This window comes from Mycobacterium sp. DL440 (assembly GCF_011745145.1).
Lineage (GTDB): Bacteria > Actinomycetota > Actinomycetes > Mycobacteriales > Mycobacteriaceae > Mycobacterium.
Window position 1 is genome coordinate 3,481,744 of sequence record NZ_CP050191.1, and the last position, 24,408, is coordinate 3,506,151.

The window sequence follows — 24,408 nt, forward strand, 5'->3', positions numbered from 1 at the left end:
ACGCGCACGCACGGATTCTGTCACGTCGGGGTGGCAGCATGAACCCCATGGCCATCACCACGTCCTCGGTCGCGCATGTGCGGCTCACGGTCACCGATATCGAACGGTCCCGGCAGTTCTACGAGAGCGTTTTCGGCTGGCCGGTTCTGATCGAATTGCCGCAGGACGCCGACGTCACCACCCGCGCCCGGCTGAGTTTTCTGTCCGGCGGGGTCATCTACGACGCCGGGGCAACGCTGATCGGCCTGCGTCCGGTCGGGCGCGACGCGTTCGACGAGAACCGAACGGGGCTGGACCACTTGGCTTTCCGGCTCACGAGCCCCGCGGAGCTGAACGACGCCGCGCTCCACCTCGACGATCTGAACATCGCGCACGAGCCCGTCAAGGACATCGGCCCCTCCTACATCCTGGAGTTCCGCGACCCCGACAACATCGCGTTGGAGCTCACCGCGCCCAAGTAGGTTTCAACGACGCAGGCCGGCAACCCTGAGCAACTCGGGGCGTCGGAGCACCATTCCGATCCACATCAGCACACCGAGGTAGACCGCGAACAGGGTGTGACTGAACAGCGGTGCTTCGATGCGCATGTTCGCGGTGACAGCGCCGCCGAGGTAGGCCGTGATGCCCACCGCGCCGAGCACCGCCGTGCGCGGGACGACGAAGACAACCACGCACGCCGCCAGGACGATCCCCATCACCAGGGCCTGCCCACTGGGAAAGCCGAGGGTGGCAGTTCCATCCTTCACCTGCTGCGGAAGGGTGAACTTGCCGAACACATCGAATACGAGAAAGGCGCCGACGAGCACGCTGATCCCGATTCCGATCTTGTGGCTCAGCGACGTGCCGTCACGGCCTGGGGCATGGGTGTCGGGTGAAGACAGGGCGGTCATGGGTTGCTCCTACCGGTGTGTCCTGGTGTGGCGAAAGGGTGACAGCGGGTAGACCGGTCCGCCTGACGAAACTCATCGCCGAAGGGTGGGGGGTGGTTATCCCCCAGCGGGATCTCGGGAAAACGCTGTGTCGCCGGGCCGCACAACTTCGTAGGTTGAAGGCATGGTCGCAATGAGCGAAACCGGATCGCCGGTCCTGCCCGCACCTCCCCAGCCGTCGTCTGAGCCCGTTTGGAAATCGCGCAATATCGGCGTCGTGCCGACCGCGTCGATGATCACCGGTGCCGCCGTCGCGCTCGTGTGGTTCTGGATTCCGTTGTCCATCATGGTCATCGGGGTCTCCTCAATTCCGTCGGTGATCGGATTCCTGCTCGCCGGGGTGGTGTTCATCTACCTGATGCGCGGCGTGGAGCGGTTCGAGCGGATCCGCAGTGAGGCCGTGTTCGGTTTCGGAATCGGTATCCCACCCCGTCGACTGTCACCGCACACGGGCTTCCAGGGCTGGGCGCATCAGCTGTGGCTGGACGTCGGCAGTACCCGGTTTTGGAAAGGTGTCTGCCACCACTACCTGCGGATGACCTACGACATGCTCGCCACCGGCCTCGCATTCGCGTTGCTGACCTTCGCCTTCCTGGGCCCGGCCGCGGCCGTCGCCATCCGTCACAGCGACAACGATGCCGGCCTGGTGTTCCTCTCCCCCCCGATCGCGTGGCTGCTGGCGATCGTCGCCGTCATCGCCGCGGTGGTCATCCTGATACTCGCCCCGGCCGTGGACGCCGCGATCGATCGATGGCTGCTGTCGCCGTCGCCCACCGCCGCCCTGGAATATCAGGTGAGTGCGCTGGCCGATGCCCGGCAGGGCGCGGTGTCCTCTGCGCAGACCGAACGGCACCGCATCGAGCGGGACCTGCACGACAGCGTGCAGCCCCGACTGGTGTCGCTGGCGATGACGATCGGGCTGGCGCAGACAAAGATGGATTCGGACCAGCCCGCCGCCAAGGCGCTGATCGCCGAGGCTCACGACGACGCCAAGGCCGCACTCGTCGAACTGCGCAACGTGGTGCGCGGCATCGCGCCGACGATCCTGTCGGACCGAGGCCTTGACGCAGCACTGTCCTCGGTGGTGCAGCGCGCCGAAACCTCCGGGGTACCAACCACATTGCACATCGAGCTGCCCCGCAGGCTGCCCGATGAAGTGGAATCGGTTGCCTACTTCGTGGTGGCCGAGGCGTTGACCAACATCGCCAAGCACGCCAACGCTTCCCAGGCGGTGGTCACCGTGCGCCTGGATGACACCGCCAACGTGCTGTACGTCTCGGTGTTCGACGACGGCCAGGGCGGCGCCGTCATCGACGCCGGCGAGAACGCCACCGGCCTCCGCGGACTCGACGAACGCGTCCGGGCCGCCGGCGGGTCCTTCGCTGTGTCCAGTCCCACCACGGGTCCGACGATCGTGACGGCGGTGCTGCCATGCGCATCGTGATCGCCGAGGACTCGGCGCTGCTGCGGGCCGGTATCGAGCGGATCCTGGCCGACGCCGGGCACGAGGTGGTGGCCGGCGTGCCCGACGCCACCAACCTGCTGCGGCTCGTCAACGAGTATCACCCCGACCTGGCCATCCTCGATGTCCGGATGCCGCCAACGTTCACCGACGAGGGCATCCGGGCCGCAGCCCTGCTGCGCAGCCAGAACCCGGAGTCCCCCGTGCTGGTGCTCTCGCACTACGTCGAGGAACGTTACGCGGCCGATCTGATCGCCTCGGACACAAAAGGATTCGGCTACCTGTTGAAGGACCGGGTGGCCGATGTGCCGGCATTTCTCGACGCGGTCGAGGTGGTGGGTGGCGGCGGCACGGTGCTCGATCCGGAGGTGGTGTCACAGATCCTGGTCCGTTCGGCCCGACACAGTGTCCTCGACCAGCTGACCCCGCGTGAACGCGACGTCCTGCAACTCATGGCAGAGGGCAGGACGAACTCGGCCATCGCGGCCGCACTGCACATCTCGGTCGGCTCGGCCGAGAAGCACATCGCCTCGATCTTCACGAAATTCGACCTCGCTCCCGACGAGAGCGAGAACCGCCGCGTGCTCGCGGTGCTGCATTACCTCGAGACCTAGACCGAACATCCCCGCCGGGAAGGACTTTCATCGTGACCACCATCGCCCCTCCGCCACCGGTCAACCTGCCGCCCCAGCTGAACCCTGGCGGACGCACCGCGTTCCGTCTCGCCCTGATCGCCGCAGCGACGCTGCTCGTAGCCGGTTCGGTGGCATCGCTGGGTTTCGCGGCATGGGCCGTGAGCAACGTCCGCGTCGTCACCGATCACGAGGCCCTGCCGGGCACGATGCGATCGTTGGTGATCGACACCGCACGCATCCCCATCGCCATCCGGATCATCGCGGACCGCGAAACCCGGGACGCCGCCGCCGACCTGCGCCTGGTGAACACCACCCGCAGCGGTGAACACCGACTGCAGGTCACCACCGACGGCTACGAGACCCGGATCGCGGTAGAGGGCAACCCTTCCCGTGTCCTGGAGTGGGCCCGGGGCGGCGAGATCACCGTCGCCATACCACCCGAGCAGGCCCGTCGGCTGACAGTGCGCACCGAGCAGGAGATCGGCACGGTGATCGCACAGGCGGACCTGGACCAGTTGATCGCCCGCACCACAGACGGTCCGATCATCCTGCGGGGTGCTGCCCGCCGCGTCGAGGCCCACACCGTGAACGGCGAGATCTTCTCCCGCTCCCCCATCGCGGTCACCGAACAGTTCAACGCCACCACATCTGACGGTGACATCGCCGTCGACTTCCGCGACACCGCGCCGCGGCGGGTCGATGCCGTGAGCCGCAACGGTGATGTGACCATCGGACTGCCCGGGCGCGGACCGTATCTGGTGCACGCCCAGTCCGGATCCTCGACCCAGGTGCGGGTGCCCGAGACGACCGTGCCCGACAGCGCCGCCGCCGAGGTCACAGTGCGCTCCGATGACGGCGACGTCGTCGTCGAGGATGTCGGCCTCGGGCAGCGCTAGCGGTCCGCAGTCAACCCGTCGATGATCTCGGCCACCGATCCCGAGCGAGCCCGGCGCCACCCGGTGCCGGCCCACACATTGGTGGCCTGCGGATCTCCCGCCGCCACCGAGGCCTTGCGCACCGGGCTGGTCAGGTAGTGGATCTCGGGGTAGCCCAACGGGGCCTGCCCATCGTGCTCGGTGATGAAGCGGTTACGCAGCCCTCGCGCATAGCGACCGGAAAATGCGCGCGTCACAACAGTTTCGGTGAACTCTGGACTCTGCAGCGCGGCTCGGTGCACGGGGCTGCTGCCGGATTCATCGGCCAGCAGGAACGCCGTGCCGAGCTGGGCAGCCACCGCACCGGCGGCCAGGACGCCCGCAACATCGTCGGCACTGATCAACCCGCCGGCCGCCGCAACCGGGATGTCCACCGCCGCCAGCACGTCGGCCAGCAGGTGATCCAGTGACTGCGATGCCGGCGAGGCGCCCGGATCGAACGTGCCGCGGTGCCCACCCGCTCCCGGTCCCTGAACCGCAAGGGCATCGACGCCGCGCCGCACTGCCAGCCAGGCTTCGTCCAGCGTCGTCACCGTACCGACGGTGCCGATCCCGGCACCCCGCAACCGGGCGATCTCGGGCTCGCTGGGCAATCCGAACGTGAACGAGACCACCTCGGGCCGCAGGTCCAGCACCGCGTCCAACTTGGCGGCCCACGCGTCGTCGTCGTACCTCGGCTCACCGAGTGCCACCCCGTAGCGCTGCGCCCAACCGGCCAGCACGTCGGCATAGGCCCGGACCTGTTCCGGTGTGCCCGCACTGGGCTGGGGCGCAAAAAGATTCACCCCGAGGGGTTCGGAGGTCAATCGGCGCGCCGCGGTGACTCTTTCGGCGAGCGCGTCGGCGGTCAGATAACCGGCCGCCAGGAACCCGAGCCCGCCGGCATTGCTGCCGGCCGCAGCCAATTCCGGCGTCGAGGGCCCACCTGCCATCGGCGCCACGATCACCGGACGCCGCAGCCCGCGAATATCGAATGGGCCCATCACCGCACCGCCTTCCCGAACAACAGCACGTCCTGTGGTTCGTCACTGATATTGGGAAACATCGAGTACCGCGCGAGCCTTCCTTCCAGTGACAGACCACACCGGCGCAGCACCCCGGCCGAACCGGCATTGTCGACATGGCAATAGGCCGCGATCCGATACACGGTGGGATCCGGTTGTAGGTCGGCCAACATCAACGAAACCGCTTCCGACATCAGGCCACGTCCCCACCACTGCCGGGCCAGGCAGTAGCCCAGCTCCACCGAGTACGGCTCAGGTCGTCGCCGGGCACACAGGCCGGCCACCTCACCGTCGACTTCGACCAGCCAGGTCTGCTCGTCACCGACGTTGAACAACGTCGTGATGACCCGGCGCGTTTCGGCCGCCCCGGAATGCGGACGCCAGGACAGAAACTTCGTCACCTCGGGATCGGAAGCGATCCGGGTGTACAGCGCTTCGGCGTCCTCGACGACCGGTGGCCGCAGCCGCACCTGTGGCCCGGCCAGAATCTGGGTGTGGGGCATGGTCCCCATCCTGCACCGTTGCCGGGGGTGCCAGTCCAACGGTTTACTGGACTGATATGGCCATCACCTTCAACCACACCATCGTCGCCGCCAAGGATCGGCGGGTCTCAGCCGAGTTCTTCACCGAGTTGTTCGGCCTGCCCGGCCCCCAGGAGTTCGGTCCGTTTCTCGCCGTGACGATCAATCACGGAGTCAGCCTCGATTACGCCCAGATGGGTCCCGACGAAGAGATTCGGCCGCAGCACTACGCATTCCTGGTGTCCGAGGACGAGTTCGACTCGATCTACGGCAAGATCCGCGACCGCGACATGCAGCACTGGGCCGATCCACATGGTCAGCACCCGGGCGAGATCAACCACAACGACGGCGGCCGCGGGGTGTACTTCCAGGACCCGTCCGGGCATTACCTGGAGATCATCACCCGCCCGTACGGCGGCTGAGGACCCGTTCCGACAGCAGGCCTACGCCCCCACCGGTCAACCGCGGCAGCATCGCCGGGCGGCTGCCCAGCACCGACACCAGTTCGGCGGCACGGCCCTCGACGAGCGGCCCGTCGTTCCCGTGCGTCCAGTCCGCATCGGTGGCGACCAGGCTCAGCCCCCGGCTGTTGCGGTAGGCGGGCACGAACGGATTCGGCAGTCTCACCTGAGTGTTCAGCACCGCGACGAGTACCTCGGCCGGGATCTGCGGCTCACGGCCGAGAGCGTAGAGAATGTCGAGTTCGTGGGTGACGTGGTCACCGGTGAGGAGCCGTCGCGGGAAGTACCGGCCGGTGCCGGCGGGGTGGACGGTATAGCGGCGGAAGTCGTGCAGCAGTTCGTCTGGGGCGTGTCGCGCTGCAAGCATTGCCGCCATGGCGGTGTTGGCGGGGTCGAATCCGCGACGTCGGAGTATCTGTCGACCAAAGACACCGATGCCACTGCTGAGGCCAATCACCAAATGCGCGAGCACTTCGTGGTTCGTCCATTCAGCGCACAGGCTCGGGGCCGCCCATTCGTCAGGACTCAATGTCGCGGCAACCCGGTCGAAACGGGTGCCGTTGTCCCGTAGCACCTTATTCGCCGACACCGAGATGCTCCTTGAGAAATCCGGTCTGGTCGACGAGCACCTGGCTCACCAAAGGGGGGTGGTAGATCGCGAAGTGATCGGAATCGTAATGGCGGGCAACGCCTCTGGTTGCGCGAGCGGCCGCCATTGCGGCATAGCGCGGCGACATCAGGTTCTCGTGGTCACACACGCACACCAGCATCGGCGTCCGCACCCGGCGGGCGTGCCGCAGTGCCGAGATGGCCACCAGGCCGAGGGCATCGGCCGCCGCGATCCGATTGTCGAATCCGGCCCCGGGCGGGACGGTGGAGTTCCACCCCGCCTCCGCACCCGGAGCATTCACCAGGGCGAAGCCGCCCGGCGGACCGACGACGGGCACGTACCGCCTGCCTCGACGAGCCGCGGCCCGCACAACATCCTCGACAATCGCCGGGGTCAACCGCAGCGCGCCGAGTAGACCGAGGCTGCGCGCTGCGCCGGGCCCGTGCACGATCGGGCACTGCACAACGGCGGCGGCGAGGTCGACCCGCTCGGCGGCCACCCGAACCACGTTCATCGCACCGAGGCTCGTCCCCCACAGTCCGAGCCGACGGGAATCGACCTCGTCGCGCTGCCCCAGACACTCGATGGCCGCATGCAGGTCCCGACACTGCCTTCGTATCGAAATATGCTGCCGTGGAGCACCATCGGACATTCCAGTATGGCGATAGTCGAACGATAGGACGGCGATCCCGGCAGTGGCGAAATGCTGCTCATACTGCGCGAGCATCATGTCGTGGGTCGCCCCGAGTCCATGGGCCAACACGATCCCCGGATGCGGGCCCGGCCCGTCCGGCAAGGTCAACCACGCTGCGCACCACTCCCCGGCAGATTCGAATCTGATCCGGGCCGTGACCAAGGCATCCACGATCTCAACCTCCAAATATAGGAACGTTGTACGTATGACGTAGACTGCATTACGTACGACGTACTTATCAAGGGAGGTGGATATGCGAGCCCGCTTCACCGTCGACGAAATCGCCTCGGCTGCACTGGCAATCGTCGATGCCTCCGGACCGGCCGCGCTGAGCATGCGGGCGCTGGCCACGGCGCTGGGCACCGGCCCGATGACGATGTACAACTACGTTGCGGACAAAGAGGCCCTCGAAGAATTGGTCGTCTCCGCCGTCATCGCCGAGATCACCGTGCCCACGCCCACCGACGACTGGCAGTACGACACGCACACGATCGCCACCGCGATGTGGCGAGGCGTACGCGCGCATCCGGCTGCCATCCCCCTGGTGCTGGTTCGCCGGATGTCCTCAGCCACCGGATTCGCGATCGCCGATGCACTGGTCGGCGCGCTGGGCCGGGCCGGATTGTCCGATGTCGACCACCTCTCCGCATTCCATGCGGTGATGGGCCTGGTCACCGGCTCTGCGCAGGCCGAACTCGCCGGCCCGTTGACCGGCGGGGCGCCCGAAGCTGCGACCCGGATCGGCTCGGTCGCCGGCACCGATTACCCACACATCGAGGCGCTTTCACGGGTGGCGGCTCGAAAATCGGTCGCCGAGGATTTCGACGGCGGCTTGCGGATGCTGATCGACGGCATCGCGCTCCGCGGCCGCGAACGCTAACGGTGGCCGCGCTCGTGTTCCTGACCGCGGTACTCGTTGGCCAGCGTGTCCACGTGGGCGGGCAGCGCGCCGGCCGCCACGTCGGCCAGGCTGGTCTCCTCCAGGACCGAACGCATACTGGCCCGCAGCGCACGCCAGACATCGGTCAGCGCCGCCGTCGGGCCGGAGTACGGCAGATCCCCCAGACCGATGTCGCGCACGCTGGCGAGCGGTCCGTCGATACAACGCAGCACGTCGGCGATGCTGATCTCGCGGGCCGGCCGCGCCAGTTCGTAGCCGCCGTCACGGCCTCGATGGCTGCGGACCAGGCGATCAGTACGCAGGGCGGTCAGGATGTCGACGAGGAACTGCGCCGGGATGCCTTGCGCCTTGGCCAGGTCGTCGGTCTTGACCAGCTCGCCGTCGTCGACCGTGGCGAGCTGGACCATGGCGCGGACGGCATACTCCGCCTTCGCCGACATCCGCATGCTCAGGATTGTGCCAGCTCACTCATCGCCCGCACCGATGCGGCAAGCGGTGTCGCCGGTACGGGGTCTCCTGCCTAATCCGGGATACCGGCCGCATCCGGGACGACGACGGCGAACAGATCCGACATCGCGGCCAGGCTCGCCGACTGCATGACCGCAGCAGGCACCGGCGCGCTGTCGGGCCCGGCGAGCGTGCGGGTGGCGGTGGCAGCGCCCACCACGGCCGGGGCGTATCCGAGGTTGAAGGCGCCGCGCGCGGTGGAGTTGACGCACATGTGCGTCATGAATCCGGCCAGCAGCAGGTTCGACGCGCCCAGGCCCTTCAACCGGTCGTCCAGATCGGTCTGCACGAACGAGTTGGGGAACTGCTTGACCACCACGGGTTCTCCCTCGCGCGGGGCCACCGCTGCGACGATCGCGCCGCTCTCACCCTCGATGTCATACAGCGAACCTGGACCGTCGGAGTGCTGGATGTGGATGATCGGGATACCTGCGCTGCGCGCCCGTTCGAGTAGTTGCGCCGTCTGCTCCAGCGCGGCCTGTACCCCTTCGAGCTCCATGATCCCCTGGGTGTAGGTGTTCTGGCAGTCGATCAGGACCAGCGTGGAATCGGCGAGGCGGGCCGGTGCGGCAGGCAGGCTGGCCAGTTCGCGCAATGTGGGGCGGCTCATTTCGGTGAGCGTAGTGGCCCGCCACCGCGCTTAGGCTGCATTGGTGGCACTACGAGACTGGTCGGCGGCGAAGGTCAGGCTGGTCATGTTGGCATGCGCGGCGCCGGTGATGCTGATCATGGTGGTGGTCGGCTACGCCGACGGGCCGAGTGAGAAAACCCCGAGTGCGGACTGCCAACGCGCCGATCAGATCGCGCACCAATGGGTAAAGGTCGTGCCGGGTGTCCTCCAGGGGATGGGAGTCGGCGAAGTCGACCCGAACCTGGCGCGAGATGCCGGCGAGGCGGCCACCGCAGTCCGGGACGAAGCTGCTTCGATCGAAGATCGGGACCTGAAGCGAAAAGCGCTGACGTTCGCCGATGCGCTGCACCGGATCAGCCAGGGCAATCCCAGAACACCGCCGAACGGATGGCCCGACAAAAACTTCGTCGGCGGCTTCCAGGACGGAACCGCCGCACTCCACGAATTGAAGCTCGCCTGTCCGAATGTTGGTACCGATAAGCTCCCCGCCGACATGCCGACCAGGCCGCCGACATAGGCGAAATGGCCGAAGCCCGTTGCGGCATAGACTGTTTCATTGACTCCACCCGAGCACTACCCACCCGAGAAGACAATCGGATCACCACTCCACCAGCCGCGTTTCGTAGGCGTCCAGGCCCGCCAACAACGCCGGGCTGTCGCAGTAGTCGCGACGAGCCTGCGCGATGAACTCCGCATTCTCTTCGTGGTCCCGCTGGCTGCCCATGTCGGTCGGATAGCGCTGATCGGGATCCCCAGGTGGGGCCCAACGGAGTCCGTGGCTGCGCACGAAGGCGTTGACCGCGGCCAGTTCACGCAGCTGCGACTCGATGTCGGTCAGCTGGCTGCCGTAGATCTCCCGCGGCAGCGCTGCGTCGCCGAACGCTGCCGCAATCGATGCTTCCTCCGAACCAGCCGCGGCAATAGCATCCCAGATCGGTTGCGCTATCAGGGCGAAGACGAGGGCGTCGCCATCCAGAACGGCCAGCGGCAGGATCGTGAAGCGTTCCTCGGCGCAACTCAACGACCAGGAGTTCTCGATGAGGTCGATCAGCGCATCGAGGTTGAAGTCGTCGTTGAACACGACGAGATCTTCCTGCGGGTGAATCCTGGCCGTGAATCGTCCACTGCGGCTCTGACGCGCGAAGTACTCATAGACCAGCTTCGAGTTTCGGTCCTCTCGGATGCCGTCGATCGTGCCGTAACCGTCGTACTCACCCGAGAGTCCCAGCGTGATGGGCTCGTAACCCGTCGGGGTGCACCGCAGGATGACCGCGGTGGCACCGACGAAATCGACGCTGACACCGGTCAGGATGCATCTGCAGTCGTAGAAACCCATGGCCGAATCTTGACACGGCTGGGGACGGATCCTGCGCACCACTTTTGCATCGAAAGCGAAGCAGAACTCGGGTGCAGGACTATCCCGTGGACTATCCCGCGGTCACCGCCAGTACCCGCTCGGCCAGTTCGGGCCGGCACACGATCAGGTCGGGCAGCGTCGGATCGGCCGAGTTGTAGACCAACCGCGAGCCGTCGATGCGCGAGGTGTGCAGGCCGGCCGCGCGGGCCACCGCGACGGGCGCGGCCGAATCCCACTCGTACTGACCACCGGCATGCACGTACACATCGGCGATCCCCCGGATCACCGCGGCAACTTTGGCTCCCGCCGAACCCATTTCCACCAGGGTTCCGCCGAGTGCCTCCTTCACCGCCAGCGCCACCGCGGGCGGGCGGGTGCGCGACACCACGACCCGCGGGGGGCCGTCGAAGGGAGGCGGTGCGGCCGTCTCGGGCGTGGACAGCGTGGTGTTCTGCGCGGGCAAGGCAACTGCCCCCGCCACGAGTTCGCCTGCGCTCCACAGCGCCACGTGCACGGCCCAATCGTCGCGGCCGAGTTCGGAGAACTCCCTGGTGCCGTCGAGAGGGTCGACGATCCAGACCCGATCGGCACTCAGCCGGGCCGGGTCGGCCCGTTGATCGGCCGTGGCCTCCTCCGACAGCACCGAGTCACCGGGACGCTGTGCCGCCAACTCAGCCATCAGAAACTCGTGAGCCTGCTTGTCCCCGGCCGCCTTTCGATCGGCAGCCGGGGCATCGGCAAAGTCGGCGCGGACATCAAGCAGCAGATCCCCGGCTCGGGTGGCCAACCGCGCGGCCAGCTCGTGATCGTTCACGAGAGTGATTCCAGCAGCTCGATCACCTGTTGGGCCAGCTCGTCGGTACTGAGGTCCGGCGTGAGCCGCAGATCCGGGTTCTTCGGCCGCTGGTACGGGCTGTCGATACCGGTGAAGTGGGTGATCTCACCGGCACGCGCCTTGGCGTACAGGCCCTTGGGGTCGCGCCGTTCGCAGTCCTCCAGCGGGGTGTCGCAGAACACCTCGTAGAAATCGAGACCCGCATCGGTGGCGACCTTGCGCGCGAGTGCGCGGTGCTCCGCCAGTGGGCTGATCGCGGGGACCAGCACAACCTGGCCGGAGTCGGCCAGAATGGCCGCGATGTGGGCCAGCCGGCGCTGGTTCTCGGCCCGGTCGGCCATCGAGAAGCCCAGGTCCGCGTTCAGCCCGTGGCGCAGGTTGTCACCGTCCAGAACGTATGCCGGAACACCCTTTTCGAGCAGCTTCTGCTCGACGAGCACCGCCACCGAGGACTTACCCGACCCGGACAGACCGGTGAACCACACGGTGCGGCCCTTCGACAGCCGATCCTCGGCGGTACACAGCGACTCGTGCCGAACCGTGTTGGGGCTCGCAACGTCGTGGCGCGTCTCACGCAACACCATTCCGGCGCCCACGGTGCCGTTGGTGGTGGGATCGATCAGGATGAACGATCCGGTGGCGGCATTGCGGCTGTATTCATCGAGCAGCAGCGGCGCCTGGGTGCGCAGCGAGACACGGCCCAGCTCATTGAGTTTGAGCGCGGTCGCGGACTTGTCCCGGTGCAAGGTGTTGACATCCAGGCGGTAGTCCAGCCCGGTCACCTTGGCCCTGGTGGTGCGGGTGGTGTGCTTGACCAGGTATTCACGGCCGGGCTCCAGTGACGATCCGTCGGCCATCCAGCACACCGTGGCGTCGAACTCCTGGGCGACCCGAGGCTGGTTGTTGGGCCGGGCGATCATGTCGCCGCGGGAGATGTCGATGTCGTCGGACAGGCTGATCGACACCGCCATCGGCGGGAAGGCCTCGTCGACCACACCGCTCGGGCCGTCGATCTGGGTGATGCGCGTGGGCTTTCCGGCCGGCAGCACAATCACGTCGTCCCCGGGACGCAGTACACCGCTGGCCACCGTGCCGGCGTAGCTGCGGTGGTCGGCGTGCTCGTGGGTCTGCGGCCGGATGACGTACTGCACCGGGAAGCGCACGTCGACGAGGTTGCGGTCACCGGCGATGTAGACGTCTTCCAGGTGACTCAGCAGCGACGGGCCCTCGTACCAGGGCGTCACATCGGATTTGGTCACCACGTTGTCACCGTTGAGCGCCGACATCGGGATGGTCGTCACGTCGTGCACGTCCAACCGGGCGGCGAACGCATGGAACTCGTCGCGGATCGCCTCGAAACGTTCCTGGTCCCAGTCGATCAGGTCCATCTTGTTCACGGCCAGCACGATGTGCTGGATGCCCAGCAGCGACGCCAGGAACGCGTGGCGGCGCGACTGCTCGAGCAGTCCGTGGCGGGCGTCGACCAGCACGATGACCAGTTGTGCGGTGGAGGCCCCGGTCACCATGTTGCGGGTGTACTGGATGTGCCCCGGGGTGTCGGCGATGATGAATTTCCGCTTGGCCGTGGCGAAGTAGCGGTAGGCGACATCGATCGTGATGCCCTGCTCCCGCTCGGCGCGCAGGCCGTCGGTGACCAGTGCCAGATCGGTGTAGTCGTGGCCGCGTTCCTTGGAAGTCCGCTCGACGGCGGCCAGCTGATCCTCCATGACCGCCTTGGAGTCGAACAACAGCCGGCCGATCAGGGTGGACTTGCCGTCGTCGACGGAACCCGCGGTGGCGATGCGAAGAAGCGTCGACATCAGAAATAGCCCTCTCGCTTGCGATCTTCCATTCCGGCCTCGGAGATCCGGTCATCGGCGCGGGTGGCGCCACGCTCGGTGAGCCGGGACACCGCGGTTTCGGCGATGACCTCCGAAACCGTTGCGGCCGTGGACTCCACACATCCAGTACAGGTGACGTCGCCGACGGTGCGGAACCGGACGGTCTTCTCGATCACCGGTTCGTCCTTGCGGGGCTGCAGGAACTTGTGCACCGCGAGCAGCATGCCGTCGCGCTCGAACACCGTGCGCTGGTGCGCGTAGTAGATGGACGGCAGCTTGATCTTCTCGGCGCCGATGTAGGACCAGATGTCGAACTCGGTCCAGTTGGAGATCGGGAAGGCACGGATGTGCTCGCCCTTGTTGTGCCGCCCGTTGTAGAGATTCCACAGCTCCGGCCGCTGCACCTTGGGGTCCCACTGGCCGAACTCGTCGCGGAAGGAGAACACGCGCTCCTTGGCACGGGCCTTCTCCTCGTCGCGCCGGGCACCGCCGAACGCGGCGTCGAACTTGTTCTCCCGGATACCGCGCAGCAGCGTGACCGTCTGGATCGGGTTGCGCGACGGGATGGTCTCCACCACGCGACCGGCGTCGATGTCGTCCTGCACCTTGGCGACGACCAGGCGCGCACCGTAGTGCTCGACGAGCTCGTCGCGGGCCTCGTAGACCTCGTCGAAGTTGTGACCCGTGTCGACGTGCATGACCGGGAACGGCAGCCGGCCCGGCGCGAACGCCTTGACTGCCAGGTGCAGCATGACGATCGAGTCTTTACCCCCGGAGAACAGCAGCACGGGCTTCTCGAACTCGGCGGCGACCTCGCGGATGATATGGATGGCCTCGGCCTCCAGCGACCGGAGGTGGCTCAGCTCATAATTACCTGAGCGGGCGGCTTCGGTTTTCTGTGCGGCGGTCATCACTTCCCCATTAAGTTGGTAGGAATGGCCAGAATTGCAAGCATGGCCAGGAATCTAGCTGTCCTGTCCCGCGGTGTCAACGACGCGCAACCGTCAGGCCCGATGCCCGCTGACGTGGGCACCGGCCTCTCGCGGCAGTCGCACCGTCGCGACCATGGTCAGCGCCAGCAACACGCCCAGGATCAGGTAAGTCAGCGAATACGAGCTCCACTGACTGAGCAGCAGCGCCGCCACCGCGATGCCGAGCCCGGCCGCCAGCTCCTGCACCGAGGCATTGAGCGTGTTGGCGTGCGTCAGATGCTCCCCGTCGACGTCCGAGAACGCCAGACTGTTGTAGGCGGTGAAGCCGATGGACCGTAGTGCCCCGCTCAGATAGAGGACGACTGCCATCGCCGCCAGCGGCAACCCCGGCCGCAGCGCGGCCAGCAGGCCGAAACATGCGACCGAAGCCAGCCCGTTGACCAAGAGCACGGTCCGGATGCCGAACCGGCGCATCAACGGTGTGGTCACCGGCTTGATGGTCAGATTCCCGGCGAACAGCGCGGCCACCATGACGCCCGCCGCCAGCGGCGTCCAGCCAAACTCCAGCTGGAACTGCAGCGGCAGCAGGAACGGCACCGCCGTGATCACCAGGCGGTACAGCGACCCCGCCACCACCGTGATCCGCAGCGTATGCACCCGCAGCACCCGCAACTGCACCAGCGGGGCCGACGCGGTGAGCAGTCGCCACACCGCGCCGACGAGCAGCAGGACCGCCGCGGCACCGCACCCGGTGACCAGTCCCCAGTCGGTCCCCGAGACCCGGACATTCTCCAGTGCGATCAGTGCCGCAGCAATCCCTGAACCGAGCGCCAGCAATCCCGGCCAATCCAGCGATCGGACCGTGGGCTGCGGCTCACCGCGGACCAGTTTGACCGCGAGAACGATTCCGATCACGCCGATCGGAATGTTGACCGCGAAGATCCACCGCCAGCTGCCCAGCGTCGCGATCGCCCCGCCCAGTACCGGCGCCAGCACCGGCGCGGTCAGGGCCGGCCAGGTCAGTAGTGCGATGGCCCGGACGAGGTCGGACTTGCCGCTGTGCCGCAACACGGCCAGCCGGCCGACCGGCACCATCATGGCGCCACCGACGCCCTGCAGGATCCGCATCAGCACCAGCATCGGCAGCGACATGCTCGCCGCACACCCGAGCGAGGCCAGCGTGAACACCGCGATCGCCCCGATGAACACCCGGCGCGTACCGAACCTGTCGGCCAACCATCCGCTGACCGGGATCAGCACCGCCACGGTGACCAGATAGGCCGAGATCGCCACGTTGACGTCGATGGCCTCGACGCCGAACGACGAGGCGATCAGCGGGATGGCCGGCGCGATGATCGTGGCATCCAAGATTTCCATGAACAGCGCACCGGCCACCAGCAGCGCCATACCCCTTGGGAACGACGGATTCACGGTGCGCTTACCCCGCAGGTAATTGAGACGCTGACCGCGGGCGACAGACACTGGCAGCCATGAGTATCCAGACCGGCCCGGCCGTGATGGCGCAGTTTCTGCCCCAGTCGCCCTTTGTGACCAAACTCGGGATCGTCGCCGAGACACTGGAAAGCCCCGAAGTCCGGCTGCGGCTGCCGTGGGACCCCTCGAACATCACGATCGCCGACATGGTGCACGGCGGTGCGATCGCGGCGTTGGCCGATGTCACGGTGATGGCCGCGGCCTGGGCCCGGGCCGAGGTTCCGGATTCGCTTCGCGGAGTGACGGTCTCGATGTCGATCAGCTATCTGGCACCGGCACGGGCCACCGATCTGATCAGCCTCGGGCGGGTGCTGCGCCAGGGCAGGTCCCTGGTGAACTGTGACGTCGATATCGTCACACCCGACGGCGAGGCGGTGGCCAAGGCCCTCGGGACGTACAAGGTGGGGTGAGCGGGCACCGAGAGTCAGGTGTGGTGGTCGCGACGCACTGACGAGGCATCCTCACAGCGTGACCTCGTTGAGCTTGCCGGTGGCGACGTCGAAGATGAAGCCGCGCAACGATTCATGCTTGGTGACGAACGGGCTGGCCTCGATGCGGCGCAACGACTGACGCACGTCCTCGGCCAGGTCGACGAAGGACTCGGCGGCCCAGTTCGGCTTGATTCCGGTGTCGTCCTGGATCTGCTGTTTGAACCCGTCATCGGTGAAGGTCAGCATGCCGCAATCGGTGTGGTGGATCAGGATGATCTCCTTGGTCCCCAGCAGCCGTTGGCTGATCGCAAGCGACCGGATCTCGTCGTCGGTGATGACACCGCCGGCATTGCGGATCACGTGCGCCTCACCGTCCCCCAAGCCGAGGATCCGGTAGACGTCCAGCCTGGCGTCCATGCACGCGACCACCGCAACGTGCTTGCTGGGCGGCAACGGCAACGGCCCGGAAAAGGTCGTGGCATAGACCTCGTTGTTGGCCAGGTACTGGTCGGTGACAGACATGAATCGACGCTAACCCGAGCCGTCACCCAGGGCCAGAGGCAGAATCAGGCTGAGCCGATGGGGTGCCCAGGCGGCGGCCGTCCTGCCGGGGGGATATGGACGGCCGCCGCGGTCTGGGCGTCAGGCGACAGGCGCCGACAGGTCGTAGACCGGGACCTCACCGACCACGCTCTTGGTGAAGTGTTCTTTCACCCAGGTGGTGATCTCCCCCGAGCTGCCCCCGGGGTCGCGCGGCGGTCCACCTCGACCTCCCTCGGGTCGATCAAGGAAGTAACGGACCTGGCCGTCGGCGACATACTGCTGGAACTGCGCGAGTGTGGGCGAGTCGTCGCTGCCGGTGAATCCGCCGATTGCCATCAACGACTCCCCCGTCTTGAGTTCGAGATCGCTGACCAGCATCGAGCCCACGCTCGCTGCGGCCCAACGACCGTCTGCACCCGCGATCAGCTCGGCCAGCGCCGGATCGTCGGCGCGCCCGAAGCCCCCGGGCCCGCCCGGACCGCCGCCCGGCCCACCGAACCCCATGTCGCGGTTGGGGCCCGAGGTGGCCATCGGCCCACCGCCGTGAACCTTGGCCACCGTCTCGATGGTGTAGGCCGCGGTCGCGGCGAGTCCGAAGACCATGGCCGCCAGCGCCACAGCGGCCGGCAGCTTGCCCGGCCGCTGGGCGACGAAGGCCATGGCAATCGCGGTCAACACTGAGCCGATCAACACGATCCAGCGCAACGCCGGCAACCAGTCCGGAGTCCGGTTCAGTAGTACGAATGCCCACACCCCGGTACCGGCCAGCATGGCGGCCAGAACCACGCGAGCCGCGAGTCGTGCACGCACACGCCATAATTCGACGACGGATATGCCCACCACTGCGGCGACCCCGGGCGCCAGCGCCACGGTGTAATAGGGGTGGATGATCCCGTCCATGAAGCTGAACACCACCGCGGTGACCAGCATCCAGCCACCCCACATCAGCAGACCGGCCCGCGGGCTCGCCGTCCGCGCCGTGCGCCGGGTCAGCCACAGCGCGGCGACCAGTCCGAGCAGCGCGGCAGGCAACAGCCACGAGGCTTCAGTGCCCATCGACATTCCGAACATCCGGCCGATGCCCGGGTCACCGCCGAACATCAGGTTGGCACCACCGCCGGGCCCGTGACCGAACCCGGGACCGGGCCCGCCCGGGCCGGAACCGTGGCCGGGCCCTGGGCCCTCCTGGCCCAGGATGCGTTGCAGCCCGTTGTAGCCGAATGCCAGTTGCAACAGGCTGTTGTCTGTCGATCCGGCGATGTAGGGCCGCGAGTCCGCCGGCCACAGCGCCACCAGCGCGATGTACCAGCCTGACGAGACGATCATCGTCGCCGCACCGATCAGCAGGGTGCCCAATCGTTTCCACACGCCGACCACCGGCGCGGCGACGAGGAACATCAGGGCCAGCCCGGGCACGACCAGGAAGGCCTGCAGCATCTTGGTCAGGAAGGCGAAACCGAGTGCACACCCCGCCAATGCCACCCATCCCGCGCTGGCCCTCGCCGACACCGGACCGACCGCACGGACCATGAAGTAGGCCGCCAGCACCAACAGCAGCACCAGCAGTGCATCGGGATTGTTGTAGCGGAACATCGAGGCCGCCACCGGTGTCAGTGCCAATGCAGTACCGGCGATCAGGCCGGCGCCGGGGCCGCTGGTGCGCCGCACGGTGGCATAGAGCAGTGCCACCGCACCCACACCCATCAACGCCTGCGGCAGCAACATGGTGAACTCGTTGAAGCCGAACAGCCGGCCCGACAACCCCATCGCCCACATCGCGGCCGGCGGTTTGTCCACTGTGATGGCATTGCCGGCATCCAGCGATCCGAACAGCCAGGCCTTCCAGGACTGGGTGCCGGCCTGGGCGGCGGCGGCGTAGTAGCTGTTGGCCCACCCCGAGGAACCGAGCCCCCAGAGGTAGAGCACCGCTGTGCCGACCAGCAGAGCCCAGTAGGAGGGGCGAATCCAGCGCGGTGTCAACGCATTCGGTGATTCCGCAGACTTCGTGGCGATGTCGGGTGCCGCGTCGACGATGGTCATAGTCCTGTCCCTCGATTCGGCCCGGTGGCCCGCCGCGTCCGCGAAGGATGGAATACCCACCCGCGCAACAGGACGAAACGCACCACGGTGGCCAGCAGATTGGCTGCCACCAACACCGCGAGTTCGACGCCGCGGTGCGGTACGGGCGCCACGACGTGCAGCAGCCCGAGTGATCCGCTGGTGATGGTCAGCGCGATCCCGAACACCGTAAGGCCCTCGAGGTGATGGCGGGTGGCGTTGCCCGACCCGGCGATCCCGAAGGTGAATCGACGGTTGGCTGCAGTGTTTCCGATCGCGGTCACCAACAGGGCGATCAGGTTGGCCGCTTGTGCGCCGACACCGGCCCGCATCGCGGTGAACAACAACAGGTAGGCGAGCGTGGAGACCACACCGACCGCGCCGAAGCGGACCACCTGACGCAATAGCGACCCTGGGGCGGCCGACTTCCGCGATGACCCGAGCTGCGCAGCAATCGTGTTCACCGGAATCGAGCCGTTGGCGAACCCACGCAGCAACCGGCCGATGCCCTTGAGGTCGGCGGCGGCGGTGGCGACGATGTCCACCCGGCTGTCCGGATCGTCCACCCAGTCCACCGGAACCTCGTGAATGCGCAGCCCGCTGCGTTCGGCCAGCACCAGCAGCTCGGTGTCGAAGAACCACCCGGTGTCGGCAACATGGGGCAGCAACCGGCGGGCGACATCGGCCCGAATCGCCTTGAAACCACACTGTGCATCCGAGAACCTCGCCGCCAGAGCCGATTTCAGGATCAGGTTATAGCAGCGCGAGATGAACTCGCGCTTGGCGCCGCGGACCACCCGTGAGCCGCGGCCCAGCCGGGTGCCGATGGCCAGATCGGAGTGGCCGGAGATCAGCGGTGCCACCAACGGCGCAAGCGCGGCCAGGTCGGTGGACAGATCGACGTCCATGTAGGCGAGCACCGGTGCGTCCGAGGTCGACCACACCGCGCGCAGTGCCCGTCCGCGCCCCTTCTCCTCCAGCCGGACCACCCGCACGCCATCGAGTTCGGCGGCCAGTTCGGCGGCGATCCGTGGGGTTTCGTCGATGCTGGCGTTGTCGGCGATGGTGATGCGGACCGGCACCGCGAAGTTCTCGGCGAGATACCGGTGCAGCCGGCGCACCGAATGGGCGAGTACGGCCTGCTCGTTGTACACCGGCACGACGATGTCGAGCACCGGAACTCCGGCCTCTCGGGCGGCGAGTGTGGCGTTGGGCCGCGACGCGAACTGAAAACGCTGCTCGGGTTCTTCGACCAAAGTTGTCATGAGTTCATCGTTCTCCGCAGGCTTGTGATCCGGGTGGGGCGAAGCTATGCGCCGGCTATGTGTTCGTCGCACGCTGAGTCAGGTCGTAGATGGTGACGCCGTCGACGGTGACCGGGTTGTAGTGGGCCTGGACCCATTCCGCGATCTTGGTGGCCGCTTGACTGCCGCTGGGGGTGTGCCCGCCGAACCCGCCGGCCATGATGCGGGATCGGATGAAGTAGTGGACGGCGCCGTCATCGACGAGGCGCTGGAACTCCTGAAGCGTGGGCGCGGGATCGGTGCCGTTGAAGCCCCCGACCGCCATCACCGGTGCGCGGGTGGCCAATTGATAACCCGCGGCATTCGACGAACCCACCACGGCCGCCGCCCACTGGTAGCGGTCGGCATCGGCTGCCAGCGTCGCGGTCACCGTCGGCCCGGGTTCGGGGGCCGCGAACATCCCCCCGAATCCGCCACCACCGCGTGATGGACCGACGGACGGTATCGCCCCAGTGTGCGCGCTGGCCGCGGTGGCGATCGAATACGCGGCCGGACCGGCCAGGCAGGCCGCGGCCGCCAGCATCGCCGTCACCCGCACCATCGGGCGCTGCAACCGCCCCACCACGAGCAACAGTGCCGCGGCTCCCACGCCGACCACTGCCACCGCAGCCCGCAGCCACAGATACGCATCGCCGTTGCGGGCCAAGAGCACCGCGGCCAGGATCGCGGTCACCAGCACCGCACCCGACATTGCCGTGGCGGAGCGGATGTCGGCACGGTGCCCCCATAGCAGCGTGGCGCCGATGCCGATGACCGCACCGATGGCGGGGGCCAGCGCCACGGTGTAGTAGGGATGGACGATGCCGTTCATGAAGCTGAACACCACGCCGGTAACCAAAAGCCAACCGCCCCACAGGAGGAGAGCGGCGCGGGTCGGGTCCGTGCGGGCGGCCCGGCGGGTCAGGTAGAGGCCGGCCAACAGACAGATCAGCGCCGCGGGCAGCAGCCAGCCGATGTCGGCGCCCATCTGCGATCCGAACAACCGGCCCGGCCCGACATCGAAGTTGAGGTTGCCCAGGCCACCGGTTTCGTCGCCGGTGAGCCGGCCCAAACCGTTGTAGCCCAAGGCCAATTCGACGATGCTGTCGTGCTGCGAACCACCGATGTAGGGCCGCGACGAGGCCGGCCAAAGCTCCACCAACACCAGATACCAGCCACCGCTGACGACCATGGCGGCCCCGGCGGTGACGACGTCGAGCACACGCCGGCCCAGCGGGCGGTCCCCCGCGATCAGCGCCGCTGCGGCGAAGGCGGGCAGCACCAGGAACACCTGCAGCATCTTGGCCAGGAAACCGAAGCCGAGCGCAACCCCTGCTCCGACGAACCACCACCGGCTGGCGTCCTTTTCGATTCCGCGCTGCACGCAGTACGCCGCCACCACGAGCAGCAGCACCAGAAGCGCATCGGGATTGTTGAACCGGAAGATCAACGCGGCCACCGGCGTCAGCGCCAGCACCGTGCCGGCCAACAGCCCGGCCCACGGTCCGGCCGCCCGGCGCACCGTCGCGTAGAGCACCGCGACCGCACCGACCCCCATCAGCGCCTGCGGCACCAGCACGCTCCACGAACTCAGCCCGAACAGGCGCACCGAGAGGTCGGTGATCCACAATGCCGCGGGAGTCTTGTCGACGGTGATGGCGTTGCCGGCGTCGCTGGACCCGAACAGCATCGCGGTCCAGTTCTCGGCGCCGGCCTGTGCGGCGGCCGAGTAGAAGGCGTTCGCCCACCCGCTGCGCGACAGGTTCCACAGATAGAGCACCGCGGTGCCGGCCAGGAGCACCGCGAACGCGATGCGGTGCGCGATCGGTGTCGGGCGGCGGGGCCTGGAGGAATCGGGCGTTGCCACCTGCACCTCGGCAGCGGGAAGCGCGGCAACAAGGGTCACGTCCCCATCGTTGCCGCGGCCGCTAGGTGCCCGATTGGTCCGTCCTGTGCGTGCCCTGTGAGCTCTCGCCCGGCAGCCGCACCACGAACTCGGTCGACCCCGCTGTACTGCTCACCTCGATGATGCCGCCGTGCGCCTTGACCACCGCGGCCACGATCGCCAAGCCCAACCCGGTGCTGCCCCCGCGCCGCGAACGCGACGAGTCGCCGCGGGCAAACCGTTCGAACACGTCGGGCAGCAGTGTCGCCGGGATGCCGGGACCGTCGTCTGCGACGGCCAGCAGCACCGCACCGGCGTCGGGCTTCAGCGACACCGTGACCGAGGTACCGGGAGGGGTGTGCGTGCGTGCGTTGGCCAGCAGATTCGCCAGCACCTGATGCAGCCTGGCCTCATCGCCTTCGACCACCACCGGGTTCTCTGGCAGGTCCAGCGACCACTGATGGTCCGGGCCGGCGATGTGGGCGTCGCTCATTGAGTCGACGATCAGCCGGGACAGATCGACGCTGTCGCGTTCCAGCGGCCGGCCGGCGTCGAGGCGCGCCAGCAACAGCATGTCCTCGACCAGCTGCGTCATCCGCGTCGTCTCGGACTCCACCCGGTTCATGGCATGGGCCACGTCGGCGGGCAGGTCATCGCGCTTGCGCTGGGCCAGCTCGGTGTAGCCCCTGATCGCCGCCAGTGGCGTCCTCAATTCGTGACTGGCATCGGCGACGAACTGGCGCACCCGGGTCTCACTGGCGTGCCGGACCGACAGCGCGCTGGCGATGCGGTCGAGCATCCGGTTCAGCGAGGTCCCGAGTTGGCCGACTTCCGTGTGGGCGCTGGCCGGGTCGACCGGCACGATCGGCGTGGGCAACTCGACCTCGCCGCGGTCGAGCTCAAGATCGGCCACGCGACGCGCGGCCGCCGAAACGCGTGACAGCGGGGCCAATTGGCGCCGGATGATCAGGGTGCCTGCGGTCGTCGCGGCGATCAGCGCGATCACCGCCAGCACACAGAACATCCCGAGCACCCACAACAGGGTGTCGTCGACGACGGCGGTCGGCAGCCCGGTCACGATGGTCTGCGGGCCGCCGTGGCGCGGATGCAGGCCGATCAGCCGGTAGCGGCCCAGCCCGTCGAGGTCGACGGTTTCGGGATCCCGGGTTGCCGGGATCTCGGACAGCTGGACCGCCGCCGCCGCGCTGATCTCGACCCGGTCCCCCTCAGCGGTGATCACCCCCGCGTCCACCGGCCGGTTCGGCGCCACTACGGCCCCGACGGTGCGTGCGGCCTGCCCCGGTGCGTTGAGGAATCCGGGACCCGGGCCGTCCTCGGGGTCGAAGGGTACGCGGTGATGACGGTGCATCCCCGGCGGCGGCGGGGTTCCCGGTGGCGGGGGCGGCAATTCGAAGATGGCTGCCGATCGCCGGCCGCCCTCGATCAGCTGATCGTCGAGCTGGTTCATCAGAAACCGTTGCAGCGCAAACTCTGTCGCCACCCCGATGGTCGCGCACACCACGGCCAGCAGGACCACCTGGGTGACCACCAACCGGGCGCGCAGCGACCAGGTCCGCGGTGACCACCACCGGGTGGCGCTCGTCGGCCCGGCCGTCACCTCAGCGCGCGGGCCGGAGGACATAACCCGCACCGCGCAGTGTGTGGATCATCGGGTCGCGTCCGCTGTCGATCTTCTTGCGGAGATACGAGACGTAGAGTTCGACGATGTTGGACCGGCCCCCGAAGTCGTAACTCCAGACACGATCCAGGATCTGGGCCTTGCTCAACACCCGCTTGGCGTTGCGCATCATGAACCGCAGAAGCTCGAACTCGGTGGCGGTCAGTGTGATCGGGTCACCTGCGCGGGTCACCTCATGACTATCCTCGTCGAGCACGAGATCGCCGACGACGATCTTGGCGCCGCCGTCTTCACTGGTCACCCCGGTACGCCGGAGCAGCGCCCGCAACCGCAGCACCACTTCCTCGAGGCTGAACGGCTTGGTGACGTAGTCGTCGCCGCCGGCGGTGAGGCCGGCAATGCGGTCCTCCACCGAATCCTTGGCGGTCAGCAGCAGCAGCGGCAGGCCGGGAATCTGTTCGCGGAGTCGGCGCAGGACGTCCAGACCACTCATATCGGGCAGCATCACGTCGAGGACGACCACATCGGGTGGGTTCTCCCGGGCCGCGGCGATCGCGCTCGCACCATCGCCTGCCGTGGCAATGTCCCAGCCCTCGTAGCGCAGCGCCATCGACACCAGTTCGGCTAGTACGGGCTCGTCGTCGACCACCAGGACCTGGATCGGTTTGCCATCGGCGCGGCGCATGACGGCGCGCCCGGACTCGGAATCGGTGCCATTGGTCGTCGTGCTCACCCGCTCATTATTCGCCCGCTCGTTAGGCCCAGACTGAGCGCTATCTATGCGCCCGCTGTGAAGAAATGCCATATCGGGGGCTGAGCC

26 protein-coding genes are annotated in these 24,408 nt (G+C 67.4%); 8 read left to right on the forward strand and 18 right to left on the reverse strand.

The window, feature by feature from the left end:
• The first annotated feature begins 38 nt into the window (after positions 1–38).
• Positions 39–461, forward strand: coding sequence for a VOC family protein (locus tag HBE63_RS16755; RefSeq protein ID WP_371814768.1), 423 nt, complete (start codon positions 39–41; stop codon positions 459–461).
• Positions 462–464: 3 nt separating this feature from the next.
• Here the strand turns inward: HBE63_RS16755 and HBE63_RS16760 are convergent, their stop codons facing one another.
• Positions 465–890, reverse strand: a complete 426-nt coding sequence (locus HBE63_RS16760) for a DoxX family protein (protein ID WP_166905738.1) — start codon at positions 888–890, stop codon at positions 465–467.
• Between the two features lie 163 nt (positions 891–1,053).
• On the opposite strand from HBE63_RS16760, the gene HBE63_RS16765 reads away from it, so the two are divergent.
• From HBE63_RS16765 to HBE63_RS16775, 3 genes are read left to right on the forward strand one after another with little or no spacing between them, the layout of a single operon-like run.
• Entirely contained in the window at positions 1,054–2,373 is a 1,320-nt protein-coding gene (locus tag HBE63_RS16765) for a sensor histidine kinase (RefSeq protein ID WP_166905739.1), read from the forward strand.
• On the forward strand, positions 2,361–3,005 hold the full coding sequence (locus HBE63_RS16770) for a response regulator transcription factor (protein WP_166905740.1): 645 nt from the start codon (positions 2,361–2,363) through the stop codon (positions 3,003–3,005). Before HBE63_RS16765 ends, HBE63_RS16770 begins: the two co-directional genes overlap by 13 nt.
• 32 nt (positions 3,006–3,037) lie before the next feature.
• The gene (locus HBE63_RS16775; protein ID WP_166905741.1) at positions 3,038–3,922 is read left to right on the forward strand and encodes a DUF4097 family beta strand repeat-containing protein; all 885 of its coding nucleotides are present in this window, start codon (positions 3,038–3,040) and stop codon (positions 3,920–3,922) included.
• Here HBE63_RS16775 and HBE63_RS16780 read toward each other — a convergent pair.
• The gene (locus tag HBE63_RS16780; RefSeq protein ID WP_166905742.1) at positions 3,919–4,944 is read right to left on the reverse strand and encodes a nitronate monooxygenase; all 1,026 of its coding nucleotides are present in this window, start codon (positions 4,942–4,944) and stop codon (positions 3,919–3,921) included. The two genes, HBE63_RS16775 and HBE63_RS16780, sit on opposite strands and share 4 nt — an antisense overlap.
• The gene (locus HBE63_RS16785) at positions 4,944–5,468 is read right to left on the reverse strand and encodes a GNAT family N-acetyltransferase (RefSeq protein WP_166905743.1); all 525 of its coding nucleotides are present in this window, start codon (positions 5,466–5,468) and stop codon (positions 4,944–4,946) included. The genes HBE63_RS16780 and HBE63_RS16785 overlap by 1 nt, the downstream gene beginning before the upstream one ends.
• A 56-nt stretch (positions 5,469–5,524) precedes the next feature.
• Between HBE63_RS16785 and HBE63_RS16790 the strand changes: the two genes are divergently transcribed.
• A complete protein-coding gene (locus HBE63_RS16790) occupies positions 5,525–5,908 on the forward strand; it encodes a VOC family protein (RefSeq protein ID WP_166905744.1) in 384 nt (127 codons plus the stop codon).
• On the opposite strand, the gene HBE63_RS16795 is transcribed toward HBE63_RS16790, so the two are convergent.
• Together HBE63_RS16795 and HBE63_RS16800 are read right to left on the reverse strand one after the other, a co-directional pair.
• Positions 5,886–6,536, reverse strand: coding sequence for a maleylpyruvate isomerase family mycothiol-dependent enzyme (locus HBE63_RS16795; RefSeq protein ID WP_243858096.1), 651 nt, complete (start codon positions 6,534–6,536; stop codon positions 5,886–5,888). The two genes, HBE63_RS16790 and HBE63_RS16795, sit on opposite strands and share 23 nt — an antisense overlap.
• Positions 6,523–7,422: an alpha/beta hydrolase gene (locus tag HBE63_RS16800; RefSeq protein WP_243858098.1), complete on the reverse strand. Its 900-nt coding sequence runs from the start codon at positions 7,420–7,422 to the stop codon at positions 6,523–6,525. The genes HBE63_RS16795 and HBE63_RS16800 overlap by 14 nt, the downstream gene beginning before the upstream one ends.
• An 82-nt stretch (positions 7,423–7,504) precedes the next feature.
• Between HBE63_RS16800 and HBE63_RS16805 the strand changes: the two genes are divergently transcribed.
• Positions 7,505–8,131 (forward strand): TetR/AcrR family transcriptional regulator, encoded by a 627-nt coding sequence (locus tag HBE63_RS16805; protein WP_166905746.1) that lies wholly within the window; start codon positions 7,505–7,507, stop codon positions 8,129–8,131.
• Here the strand turns inward: HBE63_RS16805 and HBE63_RS16810 are convergent.
• Together HBE63_RS16810 and HBE63_RS16815 are read right to left on the reverse strand one after the other, a co-directional pair.
• On the reverse strand, positions 8,128–8,598 hold the full coding sequence (locus tag HBE63_RS16810) for an RrF2 family transcriptional regulator (protein WP_166905747.1): 471 nt from the start codon (positions 8,596–8,598) through the stop codon (positions 8,128–8,130). The two genes, HBE63_RS16805 and HBE63_RS16810, sit on opposite strands and share 4 nt — an antisense overlap.
• 74 nt (positions 8,599–8,672) lie before the next feature.
• Positions 8,673–9,269 (reverse strand): cysteine hydrolase family protein, encoded by a 597-nt coding sequence (locus HBE63_RS16815; protein WP_166905748.1) that lies wholly within the window; start codon positions 9,267–9,269, stop codon positions 8,673–8,675.
• A gap of 109 nt (positions 9,270–9,378) precedes the next feature.
• Between HBE63_RS16815 and HBE63_RS16820 the strand changes: the two genes are divergently transcribed.
• On the forward strand, positions 9,379–9,807 hold the full coding sequence (locus HBE63_RS16820; protein WP_166905749.1) for a hypothetical protein: 429 nt from the start codon (positions 9,379–9,381) through the stop codon (positions 9,805–9,807).
• An 81-nt stretch (positions 9,808–9,888) separates the two neighbouring features.
• On the opposite strand, the gene HBE63_RS16825 is transcribed toward HBE63_RS16820, so the two are convergent.
• The 5 genes from HBE63_RS16825 to HBE63_RS16845 form a co-directional block, all read right to left on the reverse strand.
• On the reverse strand, positions 9,889–10,626 hold the full coding sequence (locus tag HBE63_RS16825) for a hypothetical protein (RefSeq protein WP_166905750.1): 738 nt from the start codon (positions 10,624–10,626) through the stop codon (positions 9,889–9,891).
• A 91-nt stretch (positions 10,627–10,717) separates the two neighbouring features.
• A complete protein-coding gene (locus tag HBE63_RS16830; RefSeq protein ID WP_166905751.1) occupies positions 10,718–11,461 on the reverse strand; it encodes a 3'(2'),5'-bisphosphate nucleotidase CysQ in 744 nt (247 codons plus the stop codon).
• Positions 11,458–13,302: an adenylyl-sulfate kinase gene (gene cysC / locus HBE63_RS16835; RefSeq protein WP_166905752.1), complete on the reverse strand. Its 1,845-nt coding sequence runs from the start codon at positions 13,300–13,302 to the stop codon at positions 11,458–11,460. The genes HBE63_RS16830 and cysC overlap by 4 nt, the downstream gene beginning before the upstream one ends.
• Positions 13,302–14,234 carry a sulfate adenylyltransferase subunit CysD gene (gene cysD, locus HBE63_RS16840; protein ID WP_166905753.1) on the reverse strand — a complete coding sequence of 311 codons (933 nt, stop codon included), beginning with the start codon at positions 14,232–14,234 and terminating at the stop codon, positions 13,302–13,304. The genes cysC and cysD overlap by 1 nt, the downstream gene beginning before the upstream one ends.
• 93 nt (positions 14,235–14,327) lie before the next feature.
• Positions 14,328–15,662: an MFS transporter gene (locus HBE63_RS16845; RefSeq protein WP_166909892.1), complete on the reverse strand. Its 1,335-nt coding sequence runs from the start codon at positions 15,660–15,662 to the stop codon at positions 14,328–14,330.
• A gap of 83 nt (positions 15,663–15,745) precedes the next feature.
• Between HBE63_RS16845 and HBE63_RS16850 the strand changes: the two genes are divergently transcribed.
• Positions 15,746–16,159 (forward strand): PaaI family thioesterase, encoded by a 414-nt coding sequence (locus HBE63_RS16850; protein WP_166905754.1) that lies wholly within the window; start codon positions 15,746–15,748, stop codon positions 16,157–16,159.
• A 51-nt stretch (positions 16,160–16,210) separates the two neighbouring features.
• On the opposite strand, the gene HBE63_RS16855 is transcribed toward HBE63_RS16850, so the two are convergent.
• From HBE63_RS16855 to HBE63_RS16880, 6 genes are all read right to left on the reverse strand, one after another.
• Positions 16,211–16,702 (reverse strand): carbonic anhydrase, encoded by a 492-nt coding sequence (locus HBE63_RS16855; protein WP_166905755.1) that lies wholly within the window; start codon positions 16,700–16,702, stop codon positions 16,211–16,213.
• A 120-nt stretch (positions 16,703–16,822) separates the two neighbouring features.
• The gene (locus HBE63_RS16860) at positions 16,823–18,763 is read right to left on the reverse strand and encodes a glycosyltransferase family 39 protein (RefSeq protein ID WP_166905756.1); all 1,941 of its coding nucleotides are present in this window, start codon (positions 18,761–18,763) and stop codon (positions 16,823–16,825) included.
• Entirely contained in the window at positions 18,760–20,046 is a 1,287-nt protein-coding gene (locus HBE63_RS16865; protein WP_166905757.1) for a bifunctional glycosyltransferase family 2/GtrA family protein, read from the reverse strand. The genes HBE63_RS16860 and HBE63_RS16865 overlap by 4 nt, the downstream gene beginning before the upstream one ends.
• A 55-nt stretch (positions 20,047–20,101) precedes the next feature.
• Positions 20,102–21,970 (reverse strand): glycosyltransferase family 39 protein, encoded by a 1,869-nt coding sequence (locus tag HBE63_RS16870; RefSeq protein ID WP_166905758.1) that lies wholly within the window; start codon positions 21,968–21,970, stop codon positions 20,102–20,104.
• Positions 21,971–21,992: 22 nt separating this feature from the next.
• The gene (locus HBE63_RS16875) at positions 21,993–23,591 is read right to left on the reverse strand and encodes a cell wall metabolism sensor histidine kinase WalK (protein WP_166905759.1); all 1,599 of its coding nucleotides are present in this window, start codon (positions 23,589–23,591) and stop codon (positions 21,993–21,995) included.
• A complete protein-coding gene (locus HBE63_RS16880) occupies positions 23,569–24,273 on the reverse strand; it encodes a response regulator transcription factor (RefSeq protein WP_166909894.1) in 705 nt (234 codons plus the stop codon). Before HBE63_RS16880 ends, HBE63_RS16875 begins: the two co-directional genes overlap by 23 nt.
• Positions 24,274–24,408: the final 135 nt, after the last annotated feature.

What these genes read in the sequence shown, in the direction of transcription:
- HBE63_RS16755 (WP_371814768.1), top strand. Translation starts at nt 39, where the DNA reads ATGAACCCCATGGCCATCACCACGTCCTCGGTCGCGCATGTGCGGCTC.
- HBE63_RS16760 (WP_166905738.1), bottom strand. Translation starts at nt 890, where the DNA reads ATGACCGCCCTGTCTTCACCCGACACCCATGCCCCAGGCCGTGACGGC.
- HBE63_RS16765 (WP_166905739.1), top strand. Translation starts at nt 1,054, where the DNA reads ATGGTCGCAATGAGCGAAACCGGATCGCCGGTCCTGCCCGCACCTCCC.
- HBE63_RS16770 (WP_166905740.1), top strand. Translation starts at nt 2,361, where the DNA reads ATGCGCATCGTGATCGCCGAGGACTCGGCGCTGCTGCGGGCCGGTATC.
- HBE63_RS16780 (WP_166905742.1), bottom strand. Translation starts at nt 4,944, where the DNA reads ATGGGCCCATTCGATATTCGCGGGCTGCGGCGTCCGGTGATCGTGGCG.
- HBE63_RS16785 (WP_166905743.1), bottom strand. Translation starts at nt 5,468, where the DNA reads ATGCCCCACACCCAGATTCTGGCCGGGCCACAGGTGCGGCTGCGGCCA.
- HBE63_RS16790 (WP_166905744.1), top strand. Translation starts at nt 5,525, where the DNA reads ATGGCCATCACCTTCAACCACACCATCGTCGCCGCCAAGGATCGGCGG.
- HBE63_RS16805 (WP_166905746.1), top strand. Translation starts at nt 7,505, where the DNA reads ATGCGAGCCCGCTTCACCGTCGACGAAATCGCCTCGGCTGCACTGGCA.
- HBE63_RS16810 (WP_166905747.1), bottom strand. Translation starts at nt 8,598, where the DNA reads ATGCGGATGTCGGCGAAGGCGGAGTATGCCGTCCGCGCCATGGTCCAG.
- HBE63_RS16815 (WP_166905748.1), bottom strand. Translation starts at nt 9,269, where the DNA reads ATGAGCCGCCCCACATTGCGCGAACTGGCCAGCCTGCCTGCCGCACCG.
- HBE63_RS16820 (WP_166905749.1), top strand. Translation starts at nt 9,379, where the DNA reads ATGCTGATCATGGTGGTGGTCGGCTACGCCGACGGGCCGAGTGAGAAA.
- HBE63_RS16825 (WP_166905750.1), bottom strand. Translation starts at nt 10,626, where the DNA reads ATGGGTTTCTACGACTGCAGATGCATCCTGACCGGTGTCAGCGTCGAT.
- cysC (WP_166905752.1), bottom strand. Translation starts at nt 13,302, where the DNA reads ATGTCGACGCTTCTTCGCATCGCCACCGCGGGTTCCGTCGACGACGGC.
- cysD (WP_166905753.1), bottom strand. Translation starts at nt 14,234, where the DNA reads ATGACCGCCGCACAGAAAACCGAAGCCGCCCGCTCAGGTAATTATGAG.
- HBE63_RS16845 (WP_166909892.1), bottom strand. Translation starts at nt 15,662, where the DNA reads ATGGCGCTGCTGGTGGCCGGTGCGCTGTTCATGGAAATCTTGGATGCC.
- HBE63_RS16850 (WP_166905754.1), top strand. Translation starts at nt 15,746, where the DNA reads ATGAGTATCCAGACCGGCCCGGCCGTGATGGCGCAGTTTCTGCCCCAG.
- HBE63_RS16855 (WP_166905755.1), bottom strand. Translation starts at nt 16,702, where the DNA reads ATGTCTGTCACCGACCAGTACCTGGCCAACAACGAGGTCTATGCCACG.
- HBE63_RS16860 (WP_166905756.1), bottom strand. Translation starts at nt 18,763, where the DNA reads ATGACCATCGTCGACGCGGCACCCGACATCGCCACGAAGTCTGCGGAA.
- HBE63_RS16865 (WP_166905757.1), bottom strand. Translation starts at nt 20,046, where the DNA reads ATGACAACTTTGGTCGAAGAACCCGAGCAGCGTTTTCAGTTCGCGTCG.
- HBE63_RS16875 (WP_166905759.1), bottom strand. Translation starts at nt 23,591, where the DNA reads ATGTCCTCCGGCCCGCGCGCTGAGGTGACGGCCGGGCCGACGAGCGCC.
- HBE63_RS16880 (WP_166909894.1), bottom strand. Translation starts at nt 24,273, where the DNA reads ATGCGCCGCGCCGATGGCAAACCGATCCAGGTCCTGGTGGTCGACGAC.